The sequence below is a fragment of the Micromonospora aurantiaca ATCC 27029 genome (genome assembly GCF_000145235.1).
Taxonomy (GTDB): Bacteria; Actinomycetota; Actinomycetes; order Mycobacteriales; family Micromonosporaceae; genus Micromonospora; species Micromonospora aurantiaca.
Genome location: NC_014391.1, coordinates 6746573 through 6758833, shown reverse-complemented (window position 1 = coordinate 6758833; position 12261 = coordinate 6746573). Strand labels below are relative to the sequence as shown.

At 69.5% G+C, this 12261-nt stretch carries 13 protein-coding genes; 10 read left to right on the top strand and 3 right to left on the bottom strand.

Annotated features, from left to right (window positions below; all coding sequences use genetic code 11):
* Positions 1 to 33 precede the first annotated feature (33 nt).
* Both MICAU_RS30165 and MICAU_RS31590 read right to left on the bottom strand, forming a co-directional pair.
* Positions 34 to 1236, bottom strand: coding sequence for a cation:proton antiporter (locus tag MICAU_RS30165; protein WP_013289142.1), 1203 nt, complete (start codon positions 1234 to 1236; stop codon positions 34 to 36).
* 33 nt (positions 1237 to 1269) lie between these two features.
* Positions 1270 to 1545: a cation:proton antiporter regulatory subunit gene (locus tag MICAU_RS31590; RefSeq protein ID WP_013289141.1), complete on the bottom strand. Its 276-nt coding sequence runs from the start codon at positions 1543 to 1545 to the stop codon at positions 1270 to 1272.
* A gap of 302 nt (positions 1546 to 1847) precedes the next feature.
* Here MICAU_RS31590 and MICAU_RS30155 point away from each other — a divergent pair, with 302 nt between their 5' ends.
* From MICAU_RS30155 to MICAU_RS30135, 5 genes are all read left to right on the top strand, one after another.
* On the top strand, positions 1848 to 2339 hold the full coding sequence (locus MICAU_RS30155; protein WP_013289140.1) for a DUF1269 domain-containing protein: 492 nt from the start codon (positions 1848 to 1850) through the stop codon (positions 2337 to 2339).
* Between the two features lie 484 nt (positions 2340 to 2823).
* Complete coding sequence (htpX, locus tag MICAU_RS30150; RefSeq protein WP_013289139.1) at positions 2824 to 3705, top strand: zinc metalloprotease HtpX; 882 nt, start codon at positions 2824 to 2826, stop codon at positions 3703 to 3705.
* A 363-nt stretch (positions 3706 to 4068) separates the two neighbouring features.
* Complete coding sequence (locus MICAU_RS30145) at positions 4069 to 4929, top strand: PPK2 family polyphosphate kinase (RefSeq protein WP_013289138.1); 861 nt, start codon at positions 4069 to 4071, stop codon at positions 4927 to 4929.
* Between the two features lie 279 nt (positions 4930 to 5208).
* The gene (locus MICAU_RS30140; protein WP_152748322.1) at positions 5209 to 6372 is read left to right on the top strand and encodes a magnesium and cobalt transport protein CorA; all 1164 of its coding nucleotides are present in this window, start codon (positions 5209 to 5211) and stop codon (positions 6370 to 6372) included.
* Between the two features lie 127 nt (positions 6373 to 6499).
* Positions 6500 to 6940, top strand: coding sequence for an Hsp20/alpha crystallin family protein (locus MICAU_RS30135; protein WP_013289136.1), 441 nt, complete (start codon positions 6500 to 6502; stop codon positions 6938 to 6940).
* Between the two features lie 79 nt (positions 6941 to 7019).
* Here MICAU_RS30135 and MICAU_RS30130 read toward each other — a convergent pair whose 3' ends face one another.
* Positions 7020 to 7565, bottom strand: coding sequence for a YflT domain-containing protein (locus MICAU_RS30130; protein ID WP_013289135.1), 546 nt, complete (start codon positions 7563 to 7565; stop codon positions 7020 to 7022).
* A 167-nt stretch (positions 7566 to 7732) separates the two neighbouring features.
* On the opposite strand from MICAU_RS30130, the gene MICAU_RS31585 reads away from it, so the two are divergent.
* The 5 genes from MICAU_RS31585 to dnaK all read left to right on the top strand — a co-directional run bounded on the left by MICAU_RS31585 (position 7733) and on the right by dnaK (position 12256).
* The gene (locus tag MICAU_RS31585; RefSeq protein ID WP_152748323.1) at positions 7733 to 8572 is read left to right on the top strand and encodes a neutral zinc metallopeptidase; all 840 of its coding nucleotides are present in this window, start codon (positions 7733 to 7735) and stop codon (positions 8570 to 8572) included.
* 102 nt (positions 8573 to 8674) lie between these two features.
* On the top strand, positions 8675 to 9187 hold the full coding sequence (locus tag MICAU_RS30120; protein ID WP_013289133.1) for a hypothetical protein: 513 nt from the start codon (positions 8675 to 8677) through the stop codon (positions 9185 to 9187).
* Between the two features lie 20 nt (positions 9188 to 9207).
* Positions 9208 to 9678, top strand: a complete 471-nt coding sequence (locus MICAU_RS30115; RefSeq protein WP_013289132.1) for an Hsp20/alpha crystallin family protein — start codon at positions 9208 to 9210, stop codon at positions 9676 to 9678.
* 71 nt (positions 9679 to 9749) lie between these two features.
* Positions 9750 to 10160, top strand: a complete 411-nt coding sequence (gene trxA, locus MICAU_RS30110; protein ID WP_013289131.1) for a thioredoxin — start codon at positions 9750 to 9752, stop codon at positions 10158 to 10160.
* 188 nt (positions 10161 to 10348) lie between these two features.
* The gene (gene dnaK, locus MICAU_RS30105; protein WP_013289130.1) at positions 10349 to 12256 is read left to right on the top strand and encodes a molecular chaperone DnaK; all 1908 of its coding nucleotides are present in this window, start codon (positions 10349 to 10351) and stop codon (positions 12254 to 12256) included.
* Positions 12257 to 12261: the final 5 nt, after the last annotated feature.

Below are 12261 nucleotides of genomic sequence, written 5' to 3'. Positions count from 1 at the left end.
GTACTGACCACACACGACCGCCGCAGTGGAGCGTCATCCGGCCGTTGATTGTGTGCGTCGTGCCTCGCGTGGGCCCTGCCAGGTGTGGAGGATGCGGGCGGCGAGGGGTCCGGCGACGGCGAGGATCAGCACGTAGGTTGCCGCCAGCGGAGCGAACCGGGCGTCCAATGCCACCGCTCCGGAAGCTGCGGCGGTGGTGACCAGGCCGGCGATCACGATGGAGAACTCGCCGCGGGGGATCAGGGCCACGCCGGCGCGCAGCCGGCCGGTACGGCCAATACCGGCGTGCCCAGCGGCCCACCAGCCGGTGGCGATCTTGGTGGCTGCTGTGACCAGCGCCAACGCTACGGCCAGCTGGAGCACCGTGGGGATCACTCGAGGGTCGGTCTGCAGGCCGAAGAAGACGAAGAAGACCGCGGCGAACAGGTCGCGCAGCGGCCGCAGCAGGTCGCTTGCCTGGTGCGCGACCGGTCCGGACAGGCTGACCCCGACCAAGAAGGCCCCGACGGTGGCCGAAACGTTGAGCTGGGTAGCGAGGCCGCCCACCAACAGGGCCAGGCCAAGCACGCGCAGCAACAGCACCTCGTCGTTAGGGGCGAACACCAGCCGGGCGACGGCACCGGGCAGCCGTATCGCCACGGCGAACACCACCACCACCGCCGCCAACGCGGCGGCCAGGCTCGCGGTCGCCGCGAGCACGCCCAGCCCGGACAGCAGCGCGGTGAGCGCGGGAAGGTAGCCGGCCATCATGACGTCCTCGAAGACCAGCACCGATATGATCGCCGGGGTCTCCCGGTTGCCCATGTGCCCCAGGTCGGACAGCATCTTCGCCACGATCCCGGACGACGACACGTAGGTGATCCCGGCCAGTGCCACCGCGGCAACCGGTCCCCATCCCAGCAGCAAGGCCAGCGCGGCACCTGGCAGAGCGTTGAGCAGCACATCGACCAGCCCGGCGGGCGCGTGATGGCGCAGCCCGGCGACGAGTTCGTCCGCGCCGTACTCCAGGCCCAGGGCAAGCAGCAGCAGCACAGCGCCCAGTTCGGCGCCCATGGCCACGAACTGCCGACCCTGCTCGCCGTCGAGCACCGACACCACGCCGTGCGGTCCGAACGCCAGCCCGGCCAGCAGATACAGCGGGACCGGTGACAGCTGCAGCCGGTGCGCCGCCCATCCGAGCACGCCGAGACCGAAGAACCACCGCCCCGAGATCGAGCAACAGCTGCGCCGTGCCACCGGCGCCAGCAGCGGCGAGGTGCACGGCGGCGTCTATGGCCGGTCCTCCATCAACCGCCACCTCCGCTGATGGGTTCGTGCCCCGGACCGGATCTCCTCCGGTGGCAGCGCCAACAGCTCACCGACGACCACCCGCTCGTCAGGCTGCAGCGTCACGCTGTCACACACGGTGTCGGGATCCTCGGCGTGGTAGAGCACCAGCTCGGCCACACCGTCACGGTGCATCACCACACCCAGCTGACGGCCGCCGTCCAAGCAGACATCGAAGCGGCTACCCAGTCCGGGCAGCGGCGTCTCATGTACGTCCACGCTTGCCGTGTACCCCGATGACGGCTGGTCAACCGATCCGCTGCGAGGCACAAGCGACGCCCGCCGCGGACATGAAGTGCCGGACCTTGATGGCGCCCGGCCGTCGCCATCAGCTGCCTGTCCTGACGACGGCCCTGGCCGGCCCGGTCCCGTCGAAGACCGATACCGGCGTTTCGCATCGATGAGTGCGGGTAGCCAGCTGACCGCACGCCGTTGCCAACCGAGGACTTTTCACAGGGAGGTACGACAGATGGCGCAGTTGCTGGTGTTCGGGGTGGACAGCCCGGGAAACCGCGGAGAAGGTGTTCGACCTGGCCGGTGAACTGAGCCGGCAGGAACTGCTGGAGCTGGCCGACGCAGCCTGGGTCGAGCGCACCCCGGACGGCAAGGTCAAGCTGCACCAGTCGGTGAACGTGACCGCTGCCGGAGCCGGCTACGGCGCGACCAGCGGCGCGCTCTGGGGCACCCTCATCGGGCTGCTCTTCCTGAATCCGTTAGCGGGCGCCATCGTCGGCGCGGGCGTCGGCGCGAGCACCGGAGCGGTGACCGGGGCGCTGACCGACATCGGCATCCGCGACGACCTCATCAAGGAAGTCGGCCAGACGCTGCAGCCCGGCAAGGCAGCGGTCTTCTTCCTCGCCCGCAACGCCACCGTGGACCGGGTGATCGAGGCCATCCGCCCGTACAACCCGACCGTCATCCAGACCAACCTGAGCCGCGACTCCGAACGCGAGCTCATCGAGCAGTTGCAGCGGAACCACCCCGTCGGTTCACCGGCCGCAGCCGGACAGTGAACCTGGCTGACCTACCGCGTAGGGCGACGGGTCAAGGACGCCCGGGCTGGTAGCCGCGCCTCCGGCATGGGGTTGGGGTGCGCCGCGGCGGAGCCGTCGAACGCCCTGCCCGTGGGCACGTGCCCGCGTGGGGTGTCGGCAGCGGCGAGGAAAAGCCTGCCGCTGCCGACACCGGCGTAACAGCTTGGAGGGGTGTACCGATGGGCGGATGTGCCCGACGACGTCTCGCGTGACGCTCAACCTGCGTGACCGTCGAGCCGACGTCGCCGCCAAGCGAGCGAGTAGCGGTACCTTCGTCGTCGGACGTCGTCGCGTGCTGAGGCCGGTGATCCTCGGTGTGCCGCCGCCGCACGGAGGCGCCTGGATCGTGTGATCAGTACGCATGCGACCAACGCACGGTGAAGAATTGAACCGGACGAAGACCTGTGCTCCGACACCGTCTCCGGTCGGCCGGGGGCTGAGCAGCTTTACGAAGGGGTGAGTTATGCGCCGCTTCGCCAACGGCGTGAAGACCGCAGCCCTACTCGGCCTGCTGACCGCCATGATCCTATTGGTCGGGCGGTGGCTGGGCGGCAGCACCGGCCTGGTCATCGCCGCAGTGGTGTCGCTGGCCATGAACGCCGGCGCCTACTTCTACTCCGACAAGATCGCCTTGCGGGCGATGCGGGCGCAGCCGCTGAGCCAGGCGGAGGCGCCGCAGCTGTACGAGATGGTCGCCGAACTCGCCGCACGAGCCGGCCAGCCGATGCCCAGGCTGTACATCAGCTTCACCGGGCAACCGAATGCGTTCGCCACCGGCCGCAACCCGCGCCGCGCCGCGGTCTGCGTCACCCACGGCATCACGCAGCTGCTGACCCCGCGCGAGCTACGGGCGGTGCTCGGTCACGAACTGGCCCACGTCTACAACCGCGACATCTTGATCTCCAGCGTCGCCGCGGCCCTGGCCGGGATCCTGACGATGCTCGCCGATCTGGCCTGGTTCCTGCCGGTCACCGCCCCGTCCGACGACGGCGAGGACAACGGCCACGGCATGCTGGCCGCACTGCTCATGCTCATCCTCGGCCCCCTCTCGGCCACACTGATCCAGCTGGCGATCAGCCGCAGCCGTGAATTCGCCGCCGACGCCGACGGTGCCACCCTCACCGACGACCCCCTCGCCCTGGCCAGCGCTCTGCGCAAGATCCACGCCGGAACACAGATGCTGCCCCTTCCCGCAGACAGCCAACTCACCAGCACCGCGCACCTCATGATCGCCAACCCGCTGCGCGGCGAAGGACTGGCGGCACTGTTCTCCACCCACCCGCCCATGCCCGAACGCATCGCCCGGCTCGAAGAGATGGCGGCGCACCGGCCGACCCACCGATAACCGTCCGCCACGCCCGCGCCGCGTCGACATCGTTTCCGGCCGTGCGTCGTGCATGCCCGCGTCGTGACGAGTCGCGTGCCTGGTGCACGCCCGGAGGCCGACCTCAAGACTTCATAAGCGTCCCCGGCGACCGCCGGGCCCGCGGGCCGCTCCCTCAGCGCACCCTGGGCGACGTCGCTGACCCGCTCGGGTGCCCGGTACGCGCCAGGTACTCGTGTACCAGACGGAGCGCCATCCCTACCTTCACCGACCGCGGATGCGACGCGTTTAATCGAGCCGTTGCGCACGGCACCCACTGCGAACACTCCCGTCTGCTCATCGGGGTAATGACGGGTTCAACGTCTGACCGCCATGGAGTTGACTATGCCTGACGTGCGAGAACTGTTGAGGGTGCGACCCGAGTCTGCGCTGGCCGATATCGACCCACGGAGCACCCCCGGCCTGCCCGACACCTCTGCCGGGGGCGGCGACCCCAAACGGTGGTCGAGAACCGAAGTGGCCGCCATCTCACAGCAGCTGGCGGACTATCAGGAGAAGCTGTTCGCCGCCGCCAAGGCAGGAGCCACCACCAAGCGGGTGCTGCTGGTGCTGCAGGCCATGGACTGCGGTGGCAAGGACGGCACCGTCCGCAACGTCACCCAAGGCATGAGCCCCGCCGGGATGAAAGCGGTCAGCTTCGGCCCGCCGACCGAGGAGGAACGCCGCCACGACTTCCTGTGGCGCATCCACCGAGCGCTGCCCGCACCCGGCTACGTGGGCATCTTCAACCGCTCGCACTACGAGGACGTGCTCATCGTGCGCGTGCACGACCTCGTCGACAAGGACGTGTGGTCGCAGCGCTACGACCTGATCAACCAGTTCGAGTCCGAGGAGGCCGCCGACGGGCTGACCATGGTCAAGGTCATGCTGCACATCTCCAAGGACGAGCAGAAGAAGCGACTGCTCGCCCGCCTGGACGACCCGACCAAACACTGGAAGTACAACCCCGGAGACCTGGCCGAACGCGCCCGCTGGGACGACTACCAGCAGGCCTACCAGGACGCGCTCACCCGATGCAGCAGCAGCGCCGCACCGTGGTACGTCGTGCCCGCCGACCGCAAGTGGTACCGCAACTGGGCCGTCGCCACCCTGCTGCGCCACACCTTCGCCGACATCGACCCGCAGTACCCCGAACCCGACTTCGACGTCACCGCCGAACGCGCCAAGCTACTCGCCGCCCCGTGACAGCCCGAGCAGGATCTCGACCATGACCAACATCCCCGGCAGACAGGACCAGCCCTCAGGTCTCCTCGCCGCTCAGATCCCCACGCGCCACACCCGAACAAACGACCGTCATCCATGATCGCCACGCATGATCCGCGGGACAGAACCTAGGCGGACGCCCCGGCCACGCGCGAGCATGCTTTACCGTGTTCAGCCAGCGGGAGCGGGGCGGCAGCATGCCGACGCTGCGGACCGGCGGTCTGTCCCGGGGTCATGTGGTCGTCTCGTACTGACGGGTAGATGAGTGGGCATGAAGGACTCGCGGTCACGGCGACGATCGACGAAGGGGTGGGTGCCATGACGGATGCGGCACGGTCGGCCGGCGTGGATGACCCGCAGCATGCGCCGTTGCTGCCGGTGCGGCCGGATGATGCGGCTGGGGTCTCTGGGGTGGTCGATTGCTCTGTGTATGAGCATGGGCGGCGGCGTGCCGGCACGGTGGCGCTGTCACAGCTGGGCTCCGCGGTGTCGGCCGACGAGGGGTTCGTGTGGGTCAGTCTGCACGAGCCGGGGGCCGGGCAGATGGCCGCGGTCGGCGGGCAGCTGCGGCTTCCGGAGCTCGCTGTTGAGGATGCGGTGCAGGCGCATCAGCGGCCGAAGCTGGAGACCTACGACGAGCAGGTGTTCGCCGTGATCAAGCCGGTGCGCTATCTCGGCGACGGCAAGGACCTAGAGTCCAGCGAGATTTCCGTGTTCGTCGGGGCGGGATATGTGGTGACGGTGCAGCACGGGGACAGCGGCGCGGTCGAGCTGGTCCGCCGGGAACTCGACCAGAATGGGGCGGCGCTGGCCGATTTCGGCCCGGCTGGGGTGCTGCACCGGCTGGTGGATCTGGTCGTCGACGAGTACCAGACCGTGCTGCAAGCCTTGGGGATGGAGATCGACGAGGTGGAGCAGCGGGTCTTCGGCCGCGACGACGGCGATCACGCCGAATGCGTCTATCAGCTCAAGCAGTACATGGCCGAACTGCGCCGGGCGGTCGCGCCGCTGATCTCGCCACTGCAGCGGCTCGCCGCCGGTGCCGTGCCGCAAGTACCGCGACAGCTGACCCCGTACTTCCGCGACGTGCACGACCATGTGCAGCGGGCGGCCGATGCGGTGGAGGCCGCTGACCGGCTGCTGTCCGATGTGCTGCAGGCTGACCTGTCCCGGATCAGTGTGCGGCAGAACGAGATCGCGCTGCGGCAGAATGAGGTCGCCGCCCGGCAGAACGAGGACATGCGCAAGATCTCGGCGTGGGCGGCGATCGGGCTGGTGCCGACCGCGGTCGCCGGGATCTACGGTATGAACTTCGAGAACATGCCGGAGCTGCGCACGCAGTACGGCTACTACGTCGTCCTTGCTGTCATCGTCTCGTCCTGCCTGCTGTTGTACCGGCTGTTCCGCCGTAACGGATGGCTCTGATCCCGAGTTGGCGCGGTGTCTCGACCCGGTCGGTGTTCGCGGCTGGGATCGGTCGCAATTGTGCGCATGGCCGCCGATGAGGCGGGTACGCGGGCTGGTACCGACAGCGAGTGTGGAGGTCATGGCGATGTTGATGCGTACCGATCCGTTCCAGCAACTCGACCGTCTGATGCAGCAGGTGGCGGGCACGGCGGCGCGGCCGGCGATGATGCCGATGGACGCGTGGCGTGAGGGCCAGGAGTTCGTGGTCCAGTTCGACCTGCCGGGCGTGGACCCCGACGGTATCGACCTGACGGTGGAACGCAACGTGCTCAGCGTGCGGGCGGAGAAGCGGCGCTCGGCCGGCGAGGGCGCCGAGCTTGCCATTAGTGAGCGCCCGGTTGGGGTGTTCACCCGGCAGCTGTTCCTCGGCGACACCCTGGACGCCGGCACGCTGACCGCGAACTACGACGCCGGTGTGCTGACGTTGCGGATCCCGGTCGCGGAGCAGGCCAAGCCGCGCAGGATCTCCGTCGGCAGCAGCGGCGCCGGGGGCAAGGAGATCACCGGCGAGGTCAAGGAAAGCTGATCAGGCAAAACGGTGCCGCACCGCGGAACTTCGCGGTCCGGCACCGCTTCTCTTGAGGGTCTACCGCAGCCTTGAGCGTCTACTGCAGTTGGCCGCCGGCGCGGCCTCGGCCGGGCGCGGTCGGCGTGTCGAGCAGCTGGACGGCTTGGGCGGCGACCTCGGCGTCGACGAGCACGTCGTAGCTGTCGGCGCGCATGCCGGCGATGGAGCTGAAGTCGCGGCGGCCGCCGGTCAGGGCGTGTCCGAGCATGCCGAGCAGCGCACCGACGACGGCGCCGAAGATGGCGCCGTAAAGGGCGAGTAGCAGGCTGGAGATCAGCGGGTTGACCCAGTCGAAGAGGCCGAACAGCCACCCGAACAGCGCGCCGAGGATGGCGCCGGAGACGGCGCCTTGGGCGGCGGAGCGCCAGATGGTCAGCCGGCCGGTGACCTGTTCGAAGCTGGACAGGCCACGGCCGACGATGGCGGTGCGCCCGACCGGGAATTTCTGGTCGGAGAGGTAGTCCACGGCGCGTTCGGCCTCGGCGTAGCTGGCGTAGGAGGCGACGACGACCTGCCCGCCGGTGAATCCGGCCGGCGTGGGTGGGGTGGTGACGGGTGGGCGGTCGTAGTGCGGCTGCACCATGACGGTGGCTCCTTCACATCGATGTCTGGCCGCGACCGTGTTCCCGTTCCGGCTGGGTTGTAATCGTCCGGATGCGGGCATCACGGCCCGCGTGAACGGCCCGGCCTGATCATCAGGAGCGCGGTGGCGGAGTGTAGAGCGCACGCCGGTGGGGTAGTGCGGCAGTCGTGGAGGGCGGACATCGGCAGCGACGGGCGGGCCTGCGGGCGATCATGGGTACGGTTCTGCTGCTCGTACTGGCGGTGGCGGGCTGCTCGGGCGGCGACGGTGGCGGGCAGCGCAGTATCACCGACATCGTTCGGGAGGCGATCGAGCAGGCCAAAGACCGCCGCGACGACACCTCCGGCGACGCTCCGCGGCCGGCTGACCCGCAACCGTCGATCGGCACCGACGCGCGCACCTCGTTCGACTACGCCGCCTATGAGCGGACCATCTCGGCGGTGCTCGGGTTGCTGGAGCAGTACTGGTCCCAGACGCTGCCGACGCTCGGCGCCGCCTACAGCAGCCCCAAGGGCTATACCTATTACCGCTCGGACCAGGGCGGGGGCCCGGCGTGCGGGCCGGAGCCCGCGCCGGCGAACAACGCGTTCTACTGCCCCGTGGGGGACTTCATCGCCTGGGACGAGTCCGGGCTGATGATCCCGTACTACGTCGGTGGTGGGGACTTCGCCGCCGCGTTCGTGCTGGCTCACGAGTTCGGGCACGCCATGCAGGCCCGCCTGCCGAAGCAGGAACAGCTCGGGGTGCTGCGGGAGCTGCAGGCCGACTGCTTCGCCGGGGCCTGGGCGGCCTGGGTGGCGGAACGGGATCTGATCAACGCCGGTGACCTGGACGAGGCGACCCTGGCGGTGTTCATCGCCCGCGACATCCCCGGCACGCCGTGGACGGACCCGGCCGCGCACGGCACCGGATTCGAACGGACCCGGGCCTTCGGCGACGGGTTCGCCTCCGGCGCCAAGGTCTGCTACCCGGCACCCGGCGAACAGTGGATCATCCCGCAACGCTGACCGCCGTCCGCAGGGCGGCGCACTGGGCGCGAAAGCTTGGTTAGCCTACCCGAGCGCGGGTAGGCAGCCGCATCGTGTGACGACGAGGCGGGGGTCTTGCTCATGACTGTCAGCATGTTCGACGCGGTCCGCAACGGTGAGGCCAGGCAGGGGCACGCTGACGGCCGGCCTGGGTTCGTCGACCGCCGCGGCCGGGTGGTGTCCACGGCGGTGTGGCAGCGGCTGTCCGAGCGTCCCGACTACACCCTGGTCGCGCTCGACCATGCCGTCTCGCAGGGCGGGCCGGTGCAGGTGCACACCTTCTGGCTCGGCGTAGCCGGCCCCGACGAACTCATCTCCCGCACCGTGACCTCCGATGGTCACGCGTTGCTTGGCTGGGGTTGGCGCTGCGAGGCCGACGCGCGGGAAGGCCACGCTGCGGTGTGTGCGTGGCTGTGCGGCGAGACCGAGCAGCCGGCCGGGCTCCTCCGGGCGCCGGCCGGCGCGACGCTCGTTGAGCATCCCGAAAAAAGGTTGAGTCGATGTCGCTCAACTTGGGAATGTGGGCGGCGGCACAGGCGTCTTTTCAGGTGTGCGGGTCACCGGCCGAGCGCCGAAGACCTGGTGAGATCTTGATCTTTGGAGGTGCTTGAGTCATGGCGACGTCGATGGTTCCGGTTTCTCGCTCGTCGAGCGCGGTGGGCCGGTGGGATCCGTGGCGGGAGTTGGACGAGCTGCGTGCGCGGGTGGACCAGTTGATGACCGGGGTGTTGTCCTCGGTGGCCGCCGGTGAGGGCGCCGGCGGGTGGACGCCGCTGGCCGATGTCACCGAGACCGACGACGCGTACCTGGTCGAGGTGGACGTGCCGGGTGTGAAGCGTGACGACATCAGCGTCGAGGCCACCGGTCACGACCTGGCCATCACCGGCGAGATCAAGCGGAAGGAGCGCACCGGGCTGCTGCGCAGCCGCACCCGCCGGATCGGCCGGTTCGAGTACCGGCTGAGCATGCCGGCGGACGTGGACGCCGACGCGATCACCGCCGAGGTGTCCGACGGGGTGCTGACCGTTCGGGTGCCCAAGAGTGAGGCGGCCAAGCCGCGCCGCATCGAGATCACCAGCCGGTAAGGACATCGCCGTCCCGGTGCCGCCGCAGCCGCGGTTGCACCGGGTGGCGCAGCGCGAAAGGACGAGAGCGGATGGCTGACGTCGCGGCCTGCCCCAATTGTGGCCAGCGCAATCGGGTACAGCCGGCGGCGTCGGGCACGCCGGTGTGCGGCCGGTGCCGCGCGGCGCTGCCGTGGATCGCCGACGCGGGCGACGACACCTTCACCGAGGTGGTGGAACGGTCACCGTTGCCGGTGATCGTGGATCTGTGGGCGCCGTGGTGCGGGCCGTGCCGGATGGTCGGGCCTGCGCTGGAGCAGGTGGCCCGTGACCTGGCCGGGCGGGTCAAGCTGGTCAAGGTCAACGTGGACACGGCGCCGCGGCTGTCGCAGCGCTTCGCCGTGCAGGCCGTGCCGACGCTGATGGTGGTCGCCGGTGGACAGGTCAAGGCCCGCCAGTCCGGCGCCGCGCCCGCCCCGGCGTTGCGCCGCTGGGTAGAGTAGGCGCTCGCGTCCTGACTCCAGGGGACGTGTGCGCCGCAGGCGGGGCTGAACGCATATGGGTCGTCGGCACGCCCGACGACGACATGGACAGGAATTTGCCAAGGATCGGTCGCTGCGACGTTCGACTCGCAGCGCAGCGGCTAGCCGCGCCCTTACCGAAAGGGCCGGGGTTGTGAGGAGGATTGATCATGGGACGCGCCGTAGGTATCGACTTGGGCACCACGAACTCGGTGGTCGCCGTCTACGAGGGCGGCCAGCCCCAGGTGATCGCCAACGCGGAAGGAAGTCGCACGACGCCGTCAGTGGTGGCGTTCACCGACAATGGTGAGCGGCTGGTCGGTCAGCTGGCCCGACGGCAGGCGGTGCTGAACCCGAAGGGCACGATCTCGTCGGCGAAGCGGTTCATCGGCCGCCGCTTCGACGAAGTGAAGACTGAGGCCGACCAGGTGTCCTACGAGGTCACGTCCGGCCCCGAGGGCGCGGTGCGGTTCAGTGTGCGGGGTAAGCAGTACGCGCCGGAGGAGATCAGCGCGCAGGTGTTGCGCAAGCTGGCCGACGACGCGGCCAAGCACCTCGGGGAGAAGGTCACGGACGCGGTGATCACCGTGCCGGCGTACTTCAACGACGCGCAGCGGCAGGCCACCAAGGCCGCGGGGCGGATCGCCGGGCTCAACGTGCTGCGGATCATCAACGAGCCGACCGCGGCCGCTTTGGCGTACGGGCTGGACAAGAAGGGCCACGAGACGGTGCTGGTGTTCGACCTCGGCGGTGGCACGTTCGACGTCAGCATCCTCGACGTCGGCGACGGCGTGGTCGAGGTGCGCTCCACCGCCGGCGACACGCACCTGGGTGGTGATGACTTCGACCGCCGCCTGGTCGACCATTTGGCCGAGGGGTTCCAGCGCGACAACGGCATCGACCTGCGCCGCGACGCGCAGGCGTTGCAGCGGCTCTACGAGGCGGCCGAGAAGGCCAAGGTGGAGCTGTCGTCGGTGGCGCAGACCAGCATCAACCTGCCGTTCATCACCGCCGACGCGTCCGGACCGAAGCACCTGGTGACCACGGTGACCCGGGCGATGTTCGAGCAGCTGACCGCCGACCTGGTGGAACGCTGCCTGGGTCCAGTGCGGCAGGCTCTGGCCGACGCGCAGGTCAGCGAGAACGACCTGGACGAGGTGATCCTGGTCGGCGGGTCCACGCGGATCCCGGCGGTGCAGCAGCTGGTCAAGCGGCTGACCGGCGGCAAGGAGCCGAACATGTCGGTCAACCCCGACGAGGTCGTCGCGCTCGGCGCCGCGGTGCAGGCCGCCGTCCTGCAGGGCGACGTCAAGGACGTCCTGCTGCTGGATGTGACCCCGCTGTCGCTGGGCGTGGAGACCCTGGGCGGGCTGATGACGAAGCTCATCGAGCGCAACACCACCGTCCCGACCCGGCGCAGCGAAACCTTCACCACCGCCGAGGACAACCAGCCGGCCGTCGACGTGGTGGTGCTGCAGGGTGAGCGGGAGAAGGCGGCCGACAACCGGGTGCTGGGCCGGCTGCGGCTGGAGAACATCCCGCCGGCGCCGCGCGGTGTGCCGCAGATCGAGGTCACCTTCGACATCGACGCCAACGGCATCCTCAACGTCTCGGCCAAGGACCAGGCTTCTGGCGCGGAGCAGAAGATCACCATTTCCGGCAGCGGCACGCTGGATGAGTCCGAGGTGCAGCGGATGGTGGCTGACGCCGAACGCCATCGGGCGGAGGACGCCCGGCTGCGTGAGGCCGTCGACGCGCGCAACACCCTCGACTCGGCCGCCTACCAGGTGGAACGGCGCCTGACTGAGCTCGGCGACTCCGTCGCCGTGCACGACAAGGCCCGCGCCGAGATGCTCGTCGCCGACGCCCGGCAGGCGATCAAGGACGAGGCGCCGCTGGAGCGGGTCCGCAGCCTGACGGCTGACCTGCAGCAGATGCTGCACGGCCTCGCCGCCACCGGCAGCGGTGGCGCCCCGGCCGGCGGGTACGGCCCGACCGGCGGCACTGCTGGCAGCGGCGGTGGTGCCGCCCCTGGCGGTGACGACGTGATCGACGCCGACTACACCCCGACCAACTGACATCT